Source organism: Trichococcus sp. K1Tr (assembly GCF_028309625.1).
Taxonomy (GTDB): Bacteria; Bacillota; Bacilli; order Lactobacillales; family Aerococcaceae; genus Trichococcus.
This window is the reverse complement of record NZ_JAQMHR010000011.1, coordinates 24,514-39,993: the sequence shown is the minus strand read 5'-3', so window position 1 is coordinate 39,993 and position 15,480 is coordinate 24,514. Positions and strand designations below refer to the sequence as shown.

The following is a 15,480-nucleotide window of genomic DNA, read 5'->3' as shown; positions in this document are numbered from 1 at the left end:
ATGAATAATTTTATTGATAATTTAGCCGAAAAATTGACTCCGCTTGCCGGCAAGCTCGGCTCAAACAGATACTTGGCAGTATTGCGTGACGCTTTTATGCTTTCTTTCCCACTGACAATGTTCGGTTCCATCGTAGTGGTGCTGAACAACCTGCCCTTCTGGAGCGATGACTTGAAAGGAACGTTGGGCGGTCTCTTCGGAAACGGCCAAAATGCGACCATGTCCATCATGACGATCTTCATCACATTCGGTATCGGGTATTACCTGACCCGTTCCTATGATGAGGACGGCATCTTCGGTGGAGCTGTTTCGCTGGCTTCTTATCTGATTTTGACACCTTTCAGCTTCACGACTGCAGACGGCGCTGAAGTAAGCGGCGCGCTGTCCTTGGATCGCTTGGGCGCAAAAGGGATGTTCATCGGGATGCTGGCTGCTTTCCTTGCGGCTGAAATCTATGTCCGCATCACGAAAAAAGGCATCGTCATCAAAATGCCTGAAGGTGTTCCTGATGCCGTTGCCCGTTCTTTCGCTTCCCTGATCCCTGCCATTTCGACTCTGACCATCTTCTTGTTTGTGAATGCCTTTGTTTCCGGCGTGTTCACGACAAACTTGCATGATGTGGTCTACACCGTCATCCAAAAACCGTTGGTAGGTTTAGGCAGCGGCTTGCCCGCAACCCTGCTTTCCTTGTTCTTTGTCCAAATCCTGTGGTTCTTCGGTCTTCACGGCCAAATCATCGTCAACTCCGTTATGGACCCGATCTGGAACACCTTGGCTCTGGAAAACCTGGATGCTTTTAAAGCCGGCGAAGCACTGCCGCACATCATCACGAAACCTTTCATGGAGACATTCACTGTCGGCCTGGGCGGTTCCGGTATGACATTGATGGTAGTCATCTTGATGGCTTTCGTCATGAAGAGCAGACAAATGAAAGACATCGGTCGGCTGGCGATCGGACCTGGAATATTCAACGTAAACGAGCCTGTCATCTTCGGCTTGCCGATCGTATTGAATGCCTCCATCCTGATCCCTTGGGTATTGACACCGCTGATCGTAACGACCGTCAATTACTTGTCGATGGCATCCGGTTTGTTCCCTACTCCAACAGGCGTAACGGTTCCTTGGACTGTTCCGTTGTTCTTCAGCGGTATGATGGCCACCAACTCGGTTATGGGCGGCGTGCTTCAGCTGATCGACTTCGCAATCGTCGGAGTGATGTGGTATCCATTCCTGAAGGTTGTCGATAAAGCGAATTTGGCACTCACTGTCGAGGATGATGAGCAAGCACCTGAGCGCACTTCCTTGCAAGGCGCGCAATCAAAAAACTAAGCTGATTCATTCCGGAAACTGCATTCTCTGATTTTTTGAGCAAATGGCCCGAGGCAACCTGCTTCGGGCCATTTGCCTTTCCTTAATCAGCCAAATGTAAAGGTTAACTTGTTTCAAGTCTAGCCATTACGGTATAATGGGGAATGAAATCGTGTAATTCCCGGGAGGATCGACTCTAATGAAAAAATATGAAGAAATAGCGGATGAATTGCGGCGCCGCATCGCTGACGGCGAATATGCGGAAGATGAAATGCTCCCGGACCAGATCGCCTTGGCGGAAGAATTCGGCGTCAGCCGGATGACCTTAAAGAAAGCCATCGACATGATCGCAATGGAAGGACTGATTTTCCGCAAACGGGGTGTCGGCACCTTCGTCATCAAGAGCGCCCTCTGGAACAGCGGAGATTCCAAAGCAGATGAATACGCCGGCTTGTCCAAACAGTTCCCGAACAAGACTGTAAAGAGCAAAATCATCCTATTCGATATCATGTTTCCCCCAAAAACGATCCAAGCCTTGTTGATGCTGGAAGATAATCAGCCTGTCTATCATCTGCAGCGGCTACGGATCATCGACGACAAACCGTATATACTTGAAAACACCTACTTTGTGGCCGGATTGGTGAAGAACCTGACGGAGGACATCATCCACCATTCCATCTACGACCATATCCGCGATACCTTAGGGCTGAAAATCGGCGGCGCCTACCGAAAAATCCACGCCGACCGATCCAATGAACTGGATTGGCAAGAACTGGAATGCGATGCGAATACTCCGATCCTTGAAGTGGAACAGGTCGTTTATCTCACGAACGGGACTCCTTTCGAATACTCGACTTCCCGCAGCCGCTTCGATACACGTTCCTACACCATCACCGATATCATCAAACAATAGGAAAAGCGGTCCAAGCCAGCTCTGCCTCGAAAGAAATTTAGGAAATCTGGCCTCGCAACGTTCCCTACGGTCACCTTGTACTGGGGCTCTAAGGGATGAATCCCTAAGAGCCCCATGCAAATGAGCATCGCAGAGCGCAATGGGTCAGATTTATCTAATTTCCGAGAGGCAGGCTTGGACCGCTAGACATCTTTTTAGATGCATAATGCATTTTGTTAATCTGCGCTTTGTTCAATTCATCAAGAAAATTTACTACTCAAACCTAGGAGGAAAAATATGCAAGAGCCATTGTTCATCCAACCTGTCCTGCAGGAAAAAATCTGGGGCGGCACAAAGCTGCGCGACATCTACGGTTACGACATTCCCAGCGACCATACCGGGGAATGTTGGGCGATCAGCGCCCATCCGGATGGCACCGGAGCCGTGGAAAACGGCCAATATGCCGGCACCAAACTGGATGTCCTCTATGCGGAGCATCCTGAACTGTTCGAAAACCCGACTTCGCCCGTCTTCCCATTGCTGACCAAAATCATCGATGCTGCAGAAGCCTTATCCGTCCAAGTGCATCCCGATGACGCTTATGGACTGAAGCATGAAGGCGAGTTGGGGAAAACGGAATGCTGGTACATCATTGATGCCGATGACGATTCCGAAATCATCTACGGACACAATGCCCAAACAAAAGAACAGTTTTCCGAAATGATTGCGGAAGGCAATTGGGATACCTTGCTGCGCCACGTCAAAGTAAAAAAAGGCGACTTCTTCTTCGTACCAAGCGGCACCATCCATGCCATCGGCGGCGGTATCACGATTCTGGAGACGCAACAGAGCAGCAACACAACTTACCGCGTCTACGACTTTGACCGCAAGGACGATCAAGGCAAAACCCGTGACCTGCACATCCAACAATCCATCGATGTGTCGATGATCCCGCACACGGATCCTGCGAACCATTTCGAAACAACCACAGTGGATGGCAATACCGTGACGACTTTCATCGAAAGCGACTATTTCACTGTCTATAAATGGGACATCCTTTCGGAAATGGCCTTCAAAAAGACGGCTCCCTACACCTTGGGAAGCGTCATCGAAGGTAGCGGCACCCTGACTGTCGACGGAAAAGCCTATCCGTTGCAAAAAGGCTACCACTTCATCTTGCCTGCGACCGTTTCGACTTGGTCCCTATCCGGCAAAATGGAACTGGTAGCATCCAATCCCGGACCGAAAAACAGCTGAGAATAATAAAGCGGCCCCTTCCTGACGATAGCTTCGTCAGGAAGGGCCGCTTTTTCTGTTGCTGATTCGATCGTTTATTATGCTTTTACTTCATTCGCCAGAATAATCGCACCGGTAATACCAGCATCGTCGCCCAAGCCCGGCAGCACCAGGTAATCATCGACAGCAGGGACCGGCACATAATCGGCAAGCAGCTTCGTAAATTTCGCTTTGATATTATCAAGCATACCAGGAACCTTCATGACACCGCCGCCCAATACAATACGCTCCGGACGCAGAATGACCGTGTAGGCTTCCAAAGCTTGCGCGATATAGTAAGCAATGTAATCCCAAACCGCATCGGTAGGCTCAACATCTTTACCGGCTTTACCCAACCGTCCGTCTATTGAAGGACCGGCAGCCATGCCTTCAAGGCAATTGCCGTGATAAGGACAGAAACCTTCATAGTGGTCATCTTCATGCGGACGCACCAACATATGCCCCATTTCCGGATGCCCGATGCCTTGCAGGATTTTCCCGTCGACGATCGCACCGGCTCCAACACCTGTGCCGATTGTGATGTACATGATGTTCTTCATCCCTTTTGCGGCGCCCAGAGCGGATTCGCCCAAGGCAGCACCGTTCACATCAGTCGTCCACCCCATCGGAACGGCATATCTTGCTTTCATGGCACCAAGGAAATCAAAATCTTTCCAGGCCAACTTTGGCGTGGAGAGAATATGGCCATATGTTTCCGAGTCTGCGTTGACGTCGATCGGCCCGAAGGAACCGATTCCGATTGCAGCTAAATCAAAACGATCAAAGAAAGCAAACACCTGCTCCAATGTTTCTTCCGGCGTAGTCGTCGGGAAAGCGACCCGTTCCAACAACTCATTCTTTTCATTTCCGATGGCGCACACAAATTTTGTTCCGCCTGCTTCAATTCCACCTACTAGCATAAATTTATCACTCCAATTGGTTAGTTTTCGCGTGCGTTGCCACCCTCGGAACCAAGATGAAAAGACGTCCGATTTGTCATGATCCAGCATGCCCGCACTTCTTCCCATTATACCGCTTTCAGTTACCGGAAACATGTTTTTCAGGCATTTTCTGCTGAAATGCAGCACTTTTTTTGATGAAGTCACAACCATCAGTAAATATTTACTTAAATTATAAAATATTTTACTATTTTTGTTGCTTTACAAAATTCAAACGCTTACAATAGAGTGGAAACTTATCTACAATTTCAGTGAAAAATACAGCGGATGTGTGCATTCGCTCAAATCTAAGCAACCACGAGAGGGGAAACAAAATGAAAGTTTCTGAAGCAATAATCGGGCAAGCCAACGGAAAGGATGTTGTGGCTTATACCTTGACGAATCCGAACGGCATCTCCCTGACAGCGATGACCTACGGCGCCACCATCACGGAACTTTTGATGCCTGACAAAAACGGAAAGACGGAGAACGTTATTTTGGCAATGGATTCGTTGGATGATTACGTGACGCATCGCCCGTATTACGGAGCCACTATCGGCCGGATCGCCGGACGCATCACCAAAGGGGCTTTTGATCTGGACGGAACGGCGCATCAATTGGTCGTGAATGAGGGGGGCAATCAGCTCCATGGAGGGCCGGCTGGATTGGATACGCATGTCTGGGATGCGGAGATCCAGGCATCCGCTGATGAAGCCAGCATCCATTTCACAACGACCGACGCGGACGGCGCCAACGGCTATCCCGGAACACTTTCGGTAACGGTCAGCTATACGCTCACTGCCGAGAACGAATGGAAAGTCACTTATCGGGCAACGACGGATCAGGCGACTTTGTTCAACCCGACCAATCATGTCTACTTCAACCTGAGCGGCGACATCAGCAAACCAATCCTGCAGCACGATCTGCAACTGAACAGCGCCGTTTTTGCCGAATTGGGCGACGGCAACCTTCCCACCGGAGCCTTGTTGCCTGCAGAAGGGACCGCTTTTGACTTCCGCAATGGAGGAAAACTTACAGTTGCCGCTGAACAGAACCACCCGCAGACCCAAAAAGTCGCCGGCTTCGACCATCCTTTCCTGCTGCAGCACGATGATGGAAACCCTGATGCGATCCTCAGCGATGTGGAATCCGGCCGAACCGTCAAAATGTATACGGATCAGGATTGCGTCGTGATTTATATGCATAACGCCGCCATCGATAAGTACACGATCTCCGGCAGCCCGGTCATCCAATACGCGGGCATCACCTTGGAGACGCAGGCATTGCCTGACGCCATCAACCAAGAAGGCTTCGGCGACATCACGCTCCGACCGGATGAAGTCTATTCGGCTGAAACAATCTACAAATTCGAAATCCAAGACTGATAGCTAATAAAAGAAGGTGGACCGTAAATCCGGATGATTTACGGTCCACCTTCTTTTATTGCATGTTGATAGCGTAAAAACTGCCATTACCTTCAGTCCTGGACATCCTTAATGGACTGTCGTTCTGTCAAGGTTGTCTTCGGCTTCAGTTCCACCACAAGCACGCCGGCCAGAATCAGCGCTGCTCCGATAAGCATCCGCAACGTAATCTCTTCCTTCAGAAAAAGCGCCGAAGCGACCATTCCGAACACGGCCTCCAACGACAGGATGATGGCTGTTTCCGTTTCTTTGGTGAACTGCTGCGAGGCCGTTTGGATCAGAAAGCCCAGCATCGTGCTGACCGTTCCCAAATAAATGATGGAAAAGTAGCCTTCCGCGGCTGCCGGAAACAAAAATTCTCCCCTTGCGAGCGATACGAGCACCCCTAAGAGAGTGGCAGTGCCCATCTGGATGGTGGTCAATGCATAAATGTTTTCACCTAGCACGAACCGGTTCGTGAAGATGATCTGCAAGGCGAACAACAGAGCGCAAACCAGCGTCAACATATCCCCGAAGTTTACACTGTGGAAGTCGGTAAGGGAAATGACGGCGATGCCGCCGATCGACAACAGCGCGCCCACGATGGCCGGGGCCGTCACTTTCCTCTTGAAGAACAGTGCGCCTATGAACGGCACCAACACGACATTGAAGGCGGTAAGGAACGCGTTCTTCGAAGGGGTCGTGTAGACCAGCCCCACCGTCTGAAACAAGAAAGCCAGGTAAAGGATGGTTCCGAGACCTATGCCTTTTAGATAAGTCTTTTTGGTCGCATGCTTCAGCTGGCCGAAAAAAATTGCACCCATCAGTATAAATGCCAACAAAAAACGCATGGTCAATATTTGGTAGGGGGAAAAATACTCCAAAGATATGGCGCTCACGACGAATCCCGAACCCCATATCATCGTCACAAAAATAAGTCCGATCTGTCCCTTTCTTCTGTCTGTCATATCACTGCCCCTTTCTATGAATAAAGATGCTTGCCTGATTGGATTGTTGCTGATGAACAATCCGGGCGTACTTATCCACTTTACCCAACATTCTGATTGTCTGCAAGCAGATTTCTGCAAAATAGTAATACTATTTTCTGTTCATGATGCCTGCGCACTGAGGTAATTACGGTCTTCGAACAGCAAAAAAAGCTCCCCGAACGATGCATAACATCGCTTCGGGAAGCCGTTCCTACTTTATTATTTTGCCAATACCGCTTCGATTTCATCCAATTCTTCATTGCTGAAATCAAGGTTCTCCAACGCTTTTACGTTGTCATCGATTTGGCTCACTCTGCTGGCGCCGATCAGTACGCTCGTGACTTTCCCGTCGCGGAGAATCCAAGCCACGGCCATCTCAGCCAATGTTTGTCCGCGTCTTTGCGCGATTTCGTTCAGAGCGCGTGATTTCTCGATGGTTACCTGCACCCCTTCCGCATTCAGGAACGGTGAAGAAGATCTGCCCGCACGTGAATCTTCCGGAATACCATGCAAATAACGGTCGGTCAGCATGCCTTGCGCCAACGGGCTGAAGGCGATGGAGCCCAACTTGTTGGCCGTCAAAACATCCTGCAGGCCATCCTCGATCCAACGGTTGTACATGTTGTAAACCGGTTGATGGATGATGAACGGCGTCTTCAAGTCTTTGAAGATGGCTGTAATTTCAGTGGTCTGCTCCGCAGAATAGCTGGAAATACCGATATATAGTGCTTTCCCTTGACGGACCATCAGATCCAATGCTTGCGCAGTTTCTTCGAATGGTGTTTCCGGATCCGGACGATGCGAATAAAAAATATCCACATAATCAAGCCCCATCCGTTTCAGACTTTGATCAAGGCTCGCCGTCAAATACTTTTTGGAGCCCCATTCCCCATAAGGTCCGGGCCACATATCATAGCCGGCCTTGCTGGAAATGATCATTTCATCCCGGTAAGGCAGGAAGTCCTTTTTCAAAATCTTGCCGAATGTTTCTTCCGCGCTGCCTGGAGGCGGACCGTAGTTGTTCGCCAAATCGAAATGGGTGATCCCCAGATCGAAGGCGCGTTGGACCATTTTGCGCGAGTTTTCGAACAGATCCACCTCGCCGAAGTTATGCCAAAGCCCTAGGGAAATGGCAGGCAGTTTCAGACCGCTGTTGCCTACGCGGTTATAAATCATTTTGTCATATCTGTTTTGTGCCGGTTGATACATGTCATCACCTCAACAAGTTAATATACCTAGTATAGCGTTTTCATTATTGTAACGCAAAGCTTTTACGGAAAACGGACAACGAAAGTTGCCGCGCAACCTCATTGTCCGTAAAAGCTATCCCAACAGTCCGTCCCGGCTGACGTTGATGAAGGACATCTCCACCATGTCATAGCGATGATGCACGATTGAATATTCCAAGGGCGTCCCTCTTTCCAGGAACATGACTTTGCTGACTTCAAGTACCGGATCTTCATTGGAACACTGCAGATATTTTTTGTCGTTCTCATCCGGTTTGACCGCTCGGACGGTCTGCCGGTTGTCGCCAAAGACGATACCCAAATCCCCTTGGAGATAGTCATACAAGGAGCGGTTCAGGATGTCCTTCGTGATGTTCGGCGCCAGCACAATCGGGATGATCGTATGCTCCAAAGAATACGGTTTTTCATCCAGTATCCGCAACCGTTTGATGTCATAGACGGGTTCTTCCTGCGTGATGCTCAGTTGATTGCATTCTTCCTCATCCGGGAAGCGGACGTTGAAGTCCAGCACTTCCGTCTTCAGTTCCAGTCGTTCTCCGGCTGCAGCGGTCAAGCCGACGTTCTGGCCGATTTGGATGCTCTGCTCGGCCAGATTGACCGCATTTTTCTTCACATAGGTCCCTGAACCTTGGATCGTGTACACCAACCCGGCGACGCTCAGCATATCGAGCGCTTTTTTTACCGTCACGCGGCTAGTGCCGAACTCCTTCGCCAATGATTCCTGGTCGGGAATTTTTTCTTCGGAATGATAGATTCCGCTTTTGATTCTTTTTCTGATTTCATTTGCAACTTCTTTGTATTTTGCCATGTCCTTCACCACTTATCTACGTGATACGAAAATTTGTATTTACAAATCTCTCCATGTTGATTATAACATAGACAACTGGTCAACAGACATGAGGAAATACAGATGTCACTTATATGTGTGCTCCGCCACTTCAAGTCGTTTGCTTTTGATAAGATCCCGGTACCAATAGCCCGACTGCTTCAGGGAACGCTTCTTATCGTCCTCCAGATCGATCCGCACAAGTCCGTAGCGGTTCTTGAAGGCATTCATCGGCGAGACACAATCGGTGAAGGCCCACAGCATGTAGCCCTTGCAGTTCGCCCCGTCCTGGACAGCATCCAACAAGGAACTCAAGTGTTCAGTGATATAAGCGATGCGGTAATCATCCTGGATGGTGCCCTTGCTGTCTGCAAAGCGCTCCTCCTGCTCGATGCCCATCCCGCTTTCCGCAACAAACCATGGAATATTTCCGTATTCGGATTTCAGGCGCATGGCCATATCATACATGATTTGTGGGTAGATTTCCCAGCCGCGCGAGGTGTTCATCCTTCTGCCAGGCAGAGAGAACTCTTCGTAATAGTATTCCGGATGGAACGGCGTCTCCTTGTTCCACTCGTAACGCGGCGACCGGACCCGTTTCGGGAAATACAGATTGATCCCTAGATAGTCCACCGTATTTTCTTTGATGATAAGCAGTTCCTCTTCGGAATATTCAAACGGGATCGCGTGCTTCGCGAGCACATCGAACAACTCTTCAGGATACTCCCCCTTCACCAATGGATCCAGAAAAATACGGTTATGCAAAAGATCATACATCCGAGCGGCTTTTTGATCCGCCGGCGATGAGGACCGCGCGTAGGTCACCTCCGGATTCAGGATGGCTCCAATCTTACCGCTGTAGCCTTTTTCATGGAAAATTTGGACTGCCCGTGCCGTGGCGATCACCTTGTTGAAATTCCATTGCATCCATTTCGCCGTGTCTTGCTCATGCGGATAGCGGATGGCATCAAGGTACACACGCGTCTGGACCACGATCGGCTCGTTGAAAGTGAACCAATGCTTGACGCGGTCCGCATAGCGATCGAACGCTATTTCGGCATACTTCGCATAGAGATCGACAACATGCTTCGAGCTCCAGCCCTCGTATTTCTCCATCAGATAAGCAGGGACTTCGTAATGTTCAAGGCAAAGCATCGGTTCGACTCCGGCCTCGAGCAGTGCATCCACGACATCGCTGATGTGCTGGGCATAGTCTTCATCGACTACCGAATTTTCATAGTCCGTAAAGAAGCGCGCCCAGTTGATCGACGTTCGGTAATGCGTCAGACCGATTTTTTTCATCAAAACTACATCTTCGTGGTAGCGGTCATAGAATGAGGTCGCTCCAGCCGGTCCATAGCCTTCATGCCATACGAAAGGCTCCTCTTTGTACCACATATCCAAGTAGGAATCCTGTCCTTCTTTTTTTCCCTTCCAGCCTTCTGTCTGCCATGCAGAAGAAGATGCTCCCAAGATGAATCCTTCAGGTATATTTTTAATCATACTCATGCCCCTTTCTGTTCAAATCTTTCATTATTCGATGGCTGCCGCCACTTCTGCTTCTTTTTCGATTTCTGGTTCCACTGCAAGCGCACGATTGCTGGCCTTCACGAACGGCAGATAGATCAACACGGAAACAGCGATGCAGATCAGTTGTGTAGCGACCGCACCCAGGCTGCCTGCTGTCGCAAGATAGCCGCTGATCAATGGTGGCGTTGTCCAAGGAACCATCACAACCGCCTTGCCGGCAAATCCGATTACCGTCGCGAAGTAACCAATTGTACCTGTAACCAGCGGCGTCAAGATGAACGGGATCGCCATGATCGGATTCAGCATGATCGGCATCCCGAAAATAAGCGGTTCATTGATGTTGAATAGTCCGGGGCCTACAGACAGTTTGCCGATTTCCTTGAAGTCGGCGCGCTTCGAAACCAAGAAGACGGCGATCAAGAGACCAATCGTAACGCCGGATCCACCCATGCTCATGTACATATCCCAGAATGGCATGTTGATGATGTTCGGAATTTCCTTGCCGGCTTCAAAAGCGGCTGTATTTTCAGCGATGGCAGCCAACAAAATCGGCTCGCGGATCGGTTTGATCATTTGGTTACCGTGGATCCCGATCACCCAGAAAATCTGTGAGACGAACATCAGCAACAGGATACCCGGTAAGCCTTGAACGACTTTCGCAAGCGGCGCTTGGATGGTCGTATAAATGATGTCATACAAAGTCAAACCCGTGATCATGAAAATCAGATGGGCACCTGCCGCAATCAGTGACACCGTCAAAATAGTCGGAATCAAAGCAGAAAAACCGCGGGAAACATTCGTAGGGACCGTATCCGGCATTGTGATCTTCAATCGTTCCTGTTTGCTCAACCAGGTGTACAGTTCAACGGATAAGATGGCGATGAACATACCCAGGAATAAACCGCGGGACCCTGTATAATTGCTGGAAAGGACATTTGTCACCGGAACCGGCGTCTCTTCAAACAGAACCTCAATCGTCGTCGGGATGGTCGCGACATAACTGATGACCGCCAACAGCCCGGCGAAATGATCGGATACTTTGTTCAGTTTGGCGACTTCGATCCCGATCAGAAAAACCGCACCGATCGTCATCAGGTTCATGGTGGCATAGTTGATCGCCTGCGTAATCGGTTTCATTTGTTCCAAGAACCGTAAAGCCTCAAATTGGGCCAATCCATTCGTTGAATCGAACACCATGTTCGAAAACAAGGTGGCAAAAGCACCCGTGATGATGACCGGCAACAACATTGAAAAGGCATTTTTGATTGCGATGATATATTTCAAATCATTGATCTTATAGGCGATCATATTCAAACGTTCAATCCACTTCGCATTTTCCATTCTTTTTCCTCCTAGACTGTTTGTTCTGATTATTCTGATTGATGATTGAGTTGCCTCCTCCAACTCTCTTTTTCATATTGTAACCCCTTTCCCACACGTTGTAAATACCTATTTAATATTTGTGTTTACAAATTATAGTTTTGAAAAGATGAATGCGTCACCTCGATCGGAGGCGGCTGCTCTGAACTCCGGTGAACAAAGGCTTCGCCGAAGTTCGGACCGTAATTTTCCATGCGTTCTCCGATGAGATCGGCCTTGCCGGAGTTGATAACGATTAGCAACACTGTACTCCGGCGAAGGGGCCCTCACCGGAGCTGATGGGGTTCCCAGAGCTAGAGGGGGAAAAAATGAAATCCCCAGCCAGTAAGATTGGTTGGGACGGCCGAAAAAAACGGGGAGCGCCTCAAATGAGACGCTCCCCGTTTCGACTAATCTTTATTCATGCAATTCCAGCGGCAAGCCGTCCGGATCCTTGAAAAAAGTGAATTTTTTGTTCGTGTAGTCATCCATCCGGATCGGCTCAGTTTCCACGCCCTTGCGGTTCAATTCAGCCACAGTCGCCTCGACATCCTCCACATAGAAGCAAAGATGACGGAGCCCGACTGATTCCGGACCGCTCGGACGCTCAGGCGGATTCGGAAAAGAGAACAGCTCGATTTCGCTCTCCCCCAGCTTGAGATCGAGCTTGTAGGAATCCCTTTCCGCCCGGTAGTTTTCGCGGATGATCGGCAATTCCAACACCTCAGTGTAGAAGGCTTTGGATGCCTCATAATCGGAGGCGATGATCGCCACATGGTGAATTTTTTCAAATTTCATAGTAACAGCCCTTTCTGTTTCGAGTCTTCCGTAATTTTACCATTAACGAACAATCTGTACACTCTTGCCTGTAACATTTTTCTGCCCAACGGCCACCAAGATGACAGGTTTCTGTATCTTTTCAAGCCTGACTTTTGATATAATGAAGGCATCACCAGAAAGTTATAATCGATTTGTTGCACTGATTGTTTCACCGTTAGGAGAAAGGATGGTAAGTCACATGATTATTACAACAACAGCCCATATCGAGGGCAAAAAAATCGCTGCCTATCAAGGCATCGTTTTCGGAGAGGTCATCACAGGCATCAACGTATTCAAGGATTTCGGAGCCGGCATCCGCAATATCGTAGGCGGACGTTCAAAGAGCTACGAGGATGAATTGACTGTGGCACGCGAAAATGCCTTGGCGGAAATGCAAGATCGCGCATCTGCAAAAGGCGCAAACGCCATCGTCGGCATGAAGATGGACTATGAAGTGCTGGGAGCCGATAACGGCATGCTGATGGTCACTTGCAGCGGCACCGCCGTGAAATTAATGGACGAATCAGACTATTTAGGCTAAAAAATCAAAAAAGGTATCCGGGAAGCAATTTCCCGGATACCTTTTTTCTGTTCATTGTGTCTTTTTGCGCACCGGCTTTTTCTTGCTCGGAGCGAACGGTTTGAAGGAAACGGCATAATTGCCTGCTTCGTCTTTCCCCAACAGCAAAGCCGTTGAAAAACTCTTGCCGTCTTTTTTCTTGAAACCGGAAAGGCGCTTCGTTTCTTTTCGGGCCAGGAGTTCTTTCGCTTCCTCCGGAGACAGATAGCGGCGGGCGATATAGCGGGAAATCCGGAATGCGCATGCCTCACCGTAGTCCTGGCATTGGAGGTAACTCCCCTTGATGATCGCTTCTGTCCCGCAGACCGGGCAAACACCGACGACCGCACCATCGCCTGCAGCATCGATGCGCTCCGCGATCCCTTCGGACTGCAGCATCGCGTTCTTGGTGCCGAGGATTTCCATAACGAAGTGTTTGATGTTATCCAGGAAATAGTCCTGATCGCCCTCGCCTTTATGGATTTTTGCCAGATATTTTTCCCATTCGGCCGTGAAGGCGACATCGCTCATCTTGTTGCCGGCCACCGCCTCACAAAGCAGGGTTCCCTTTTCGGTAATCGCCAGCTGATTCTTCGAAGCGGTTATGTAACCCCTGTCCTTCAGATTTTCGATGACACCAGCACGGGTCGCTTCCGTTCCGATACCATGCGTTTCCTTCAGGATTGCCTTGTCTTCGGCATCATCTACTTCTTTGCCGGCGTTCTTCATGGCTGCAATCAGCGTGCCTTCCGTGTAAGGCTTCGGAGGCGTGGTCTTCTTCTCCTTCGTGGCCAAAACGGCTGTTCCGGTTTCCCCTACCGTAACCATCGGCAGGATTTTGTCCTCAGGTTCCCCTTTTTTCCTTGTGTTGCCTTCCAGCTTCTTCCATCCGAGATTCTTGATGATCTTTCCGGAAGCCACGAAATCCAGTCCGCCTATATCGGTAATGATGGTCGGTTCATCGTAAATGAAGTCCTCTTCGAACATCGCCATCGTCCGGCGCAGGACGAGATCATAGATTTTCTGCTGGTTCGCATTCAATTTCGCGATTCGGGCCTGATCCGGCACTTTTTTCGTCGGGATGATGGCATAATGCTCCTGCACTTTGGCATCATCGACATATTTTTTGCGCGGAGTCAGATTCGGCTTGTCGATGGTGTGGCCCAATATGCCCAAATAACCGGAAAGATTGGCCTTCAGGTAGGCGAATTCATTTTTGGTGATGACCGTCGCGTCCGTCCGCGGATAGGAAAGCAGCTTTGCTTCATACAAAGACTGGACGGTTGCCAATGTGTCTTTCGCGCCCATCTTGAATTTGGCATTGGCTGCCCGCTGCAGATCGCTGAGCGAATACAGACGCGGCGCTAACTCGCGTTTGTTCTCGTTGGCTTCGAAACGCTTGATGACGGCGGGCATCTCAGCCGCCAATCCGTGCGCCGCAATGAAGGTTTTCATTTCCTGCTTGGACTCAAATTCATGCTGATACTTCGCTTCGAATGTCCCATTGGTGACCGTGATCCGGGCCAAACACTCGTAATGTGTCTCTTCCCTGAAGGCAGCGATTTCCTTCATGCGTTTATAGATCATGAAGAGCGTCGGTGTCTGCACGCGTCCGACCGAAAAGGCACCTTCTTTGATCCCGGCCTTCTGGAGCGCAATGGTGTATAGCCGGCTCAGATTCATCCCCACCAACCAATCGGCGATTTCCCGGCTTTGGGCCTCGATGTAGGACGGATACGTGTCTTTCCCATCCAGTAATTCGCTGAACCCGCGGCGGATTTCATTGGATTCCAGACTGTTGATCCAGAGGCGTTTCATCTCTTTTTTTTCTGCACCGGCGTGGCGGATGATCGAGCGGGCGATATTTTCCCCTTCGCGGTCCGAGTCGGTGGCGATGATGATGCGGTCCGCTTCCTTGAGCTGCTGCTTGATGTTCGCCATCTGCTTGCCTTTTCCATATTGGATTTTGTATTTGTAGTTTTCCGGGAAAATCGGCAAGTGATCCAGGCTCCATTTTTTCCATTTCGGATCATATTCTTCCGGCTGCAACAACCCCAACAGATGACCGGATGCATGCACGATTACCGTTTCGCCATCGAACAGGCTGTCCTGGATCACGTAGTTCCCGGCAACCGTCGCCTTCTTTTGGAAAGAGCTCGCATAGGCAGCCGCCTGCGATGATTTTTCGGCTAAAATGACTGTTTTCATTCTGAAATTCCCTCCCTGACAGGATTGCCGTCTGAGACTTTTAAGGCAATCGATACCCTACAATTATAACATACGCGCATTCCCGAAACCCGATCGAAAAAGGACTGCGACAGGCACAAAAAGCGCC

13 protein-coding genes are annotated in these 15,480 nt (G+C 49.7%); 5 read left to right on the top strand and 8 right to left on the bottom strand.

Annotation, left to right across the window (positions count from 1 at the left end; translation table 11 throughout):
• The 3 genes from celB to manA all read left to right on the top strand — a co-directional run bounded on the left by celB (window position 1) and on the right by manA (window position 3,457).
• Window positions 1-1,329 carry a PTS cellobiose transporter subunit IIC gene (gene celB, locus PH235_RS13425; RefSeq protein ID WP_272162809.1) on the top strand — a complete coding sequence of 443 codons (1,329 nt, stop codon included), beginning with the start codon at window positions 1-3 and terminating at the stop codon, window positions 1,327-1,329.
• Window positions 1,330-1,507: 178 nt separating this feature from the next.
• Window positions 1,508-2,221 (top strand): GntR family transcriptional regulator, encoded by a 714-nt coding sequence (locus tag PH235_RS13420; RefSeq protein ID WP_272162808.1) that lies wholly within the window; start codon window positions 1,508-1,510, stop codon window positions 2,219-2,221.
• A 276-nt stretch (window positions 2,222-2,497) separates the two neighbouring features.
• Complete coding sequence (gene manA / locus PH235_RS13415) at window positions 2,498-3,457, top strand: mannose-6-phosphate isomerase, class I (RefSeq protein WP_272162807.1); 960 nt, start codon at window positions 2,498-2,500, stop codon at window positions 3,455-3,457.
• A 77-nt stretch (window positions 3,458-3,534) separates the two neighbouring features.
• On the opposite strand, the gene PH235_RS13410 is transcribed toward manA, so the two are convergent.
• On the bottom strand, window positions 3,535-4,395 hold the full coding sequence (locus tag PH235_RS13410; protein ID WP_272162806.1) for an ROK family protein: 861 nt from the start codon (window positions 4,393-4,395) through the stop codon (window positions 3,535-3,537).
• Window positions 4,396-4,748: 353 nt separating this feature from the next.
• Between PH235_RS13410 and PH235_RS13405 the strand changes: the two genes are divergently transcribed.
• A complete protein-coding gene (locus PH235_RS13405) occupies window positions 4,749-5,798 on the top strand; it encodes an aldose epimerase family protein (protein WP_272162805.1) in 1,050 nt (349 codons plus the stop codon).
• Window positions 5,799-5,890: 92 nt separating this feature from the next.
• On the opposite strand, the gene PH235_RS13400 is transcribed toward PH235_RS13405, so the two are convergent.
• The 6 genes from PH235_RS13400 to gloA2 all read right to left on the bottom strand — a co-directional run bounded on the left by PH235_RS13400 (window position 5,891) and on the right by gloA2 (window position 12,565).
• Window positions 5,891-6,784, bottom strand: coding sequence for a DMT family transporter (locus PH235_RS13400; RefSeq protein WP_272162804.1), 894 nt, complete (start codon window positions 6,782-6,784; stop codon window positions 5,891-5,893).
• 240 nt (window positions 6,785-7,024) lie between these two features.
• A complete protein-coding gene (gene mgrA, locus PH235_RS13395) occupies window positions 7,025-8,014 on the bottom strand; it encodes an L-glyceraldehyde 3-phosphate reductase (RefSeq protein WP_272162803.1) in 990 nt (329 codons plus the stop codon).
• A gap of 114 nt (window positions 8,015-8,128) precedes the next feature.
• Window positions 8,129-8,860, bottom strand: coding sequence for a GntR family transcriptional regulator (locus PH235_RS13390; RefSeq protein ID WP_272162802.1), 732 nt, complete (start codon window positions 8,858-8,860; stop codon window positions 8,129-8,131).
• 105 nt (window positions 8,861-8,965) lie between these two features.
• Window positions 8,966-10,381, bottom strand: coding sequence for a glycoside hydrolase family 1 protein (locus PH235_RS13385; RefSeq protein ID WP_272162801.1), 1,416 nt, complete (start codon window positions 10,379-10,381; stop codon window positions 8,966-8,968).
• A 30-nt stretch (window positions 10,382-10,411) separates the two neighbouring features.
• Window positions 10,412-11,749, bottom strand: coding sequence for a PTS sugar transporter subunit IIC (locus tag PH235_RS13380; RefSeq protein ID WP_272162800.1), 1,338 nt, complete (start codon window positions 11,747-11,749; stop codon window positions 10,412-10,414).
• Window positions 11,750-12,184: 435 nt separating this feature from the next.
• Complete coding sequence (gloA2, locus tag PH235_RS13375; protein ID WP_272162799.1) at window positions 12,185-12,565, bottom strand: SMU1112c/YaeR family gloxylase I-like metalloprotein; 381 nt, start codon at window positions 12,563-12,565, stop codon at window positions 12,185-12,187.
• Between the two features lie 220 nt (window positions 12,566-12,785).
• Here gloA2 and PH235_RS13370 point away from each other — a divergent pair, with 220 nt between their 5' ends.
• Window positions 12,786-13,127: a heavy metal-binding domain-containing protein gene (locus tag PH235_RS13370; protein WP_272162798.1), complete on the top strand. Its 342-nt coding sequence runs from the start codon at window positions 12,786-12,788 to the stop codon at window positions 13,125-13,127.
• Window positions 13,128-13,178: 51 nt separating this feature from the next.
• Here the strand turns inward: PH235_RS13370 and topB are convergent, their stop codons facing one another.
• The gene (gene topB / locus PH235_RS13365; RefSeq protein ID WP_272162797.1) at window positions 13,179-15,353 is read right to left on the bottom strand and encodes a type IA DNA topoisomerase; all 2,175 of its coding nucleotides are present in this window, start codon (window positions 15,351-15,353) and stop codon (window positions 13,179-13,181) included.
• Window positions 15,354-15,480: the final 127 nt, after the last annotated feature.

Coding starts and splice junctions, on each gene's coding strand:
- celB (WP_272162809.1), top strand. CDS start 1: ATGAATAATTTTATTGATAATTTAGCCGAAAAATTGACTCCGCTTGCC.
- PH235_RS13420 (WP_272162808.1), top strand. CDS start 1,508: ATGAAAAAATATGAAGAAATAGCGGATGAATTGCGGCGCCGCATCGCT.
- manA (WP_272162807.1), top strand. CDS start 2,498: ATGCAAGAGCCATTGTTCATCCAACCTGTCCTGCAGGAAAAAATCTGG.
- PH235_RS13410 (WP_272162806.1), bottom strand. CDS start 4,395: ATGCTAGTAGGTGGAATTGAAGCAGGCGGAACAAAATTTGTGTGCGCC.
- PH235_RS13405 (WP_272162805.1), top strand. CDS start 4,749: ATGAAAGTTTCTGAAGCAATAATCGGGCAAGCCAACGGAAAGGATGTT.
- PH235_RS13400 (WP_272162804.1), bottom strand. CDS start 6,784: ATGACAGACAGAAGAAAGGGACAGATCGGACTTATTTTTGTGACGATG.
- mgrA (WP_272162803.1), bottom strand. CDS start 8,014: ATGTATCAACCGGCACAAAACAGATATGACAAAATGATTTATAACCGC.
- PH235_RS13390 (WP_272162802.1), bottom strand. CDS start 8,860: ATGGCAAAATACAAAGAAGTTGCAAATGAAATCAGAAAAAGAATCAAA.
- PH235_RS13385 (WP_272162801.1), bottom strand. CDS start 10,381: ATGATTAAAAATATACCTGAAGGATTCATCTTGGGAGCATCTTCTTCT.
- PH235_RS13380 (WP_272162800.1), bottom strand. CDS start 11,749: ATGGAAAATGCGAAGTGGATTGAACGTTTGAATATGATCGCCTATAAG.
- gloA2 (WP_272162799.1), bottom strand. CDS start 12,565: ATGAAATTTGAAAAAATTCACCATGTGGCGATCATCGCCTCCGATTAT.
- PH235_RS13370 (WP_272162798.1), top strand. CDS start 12,786: ATGATTATTACAACAACAGCCCATATCGAGGGCAAAAAAATCGCTGCC.
- topB (WP_272162797.1), bottom strand. CDS start 15,353: ATGAAAACAGTCATTTTAGCCGAAAAATCATCGCAGGCGGCTGCCTAT.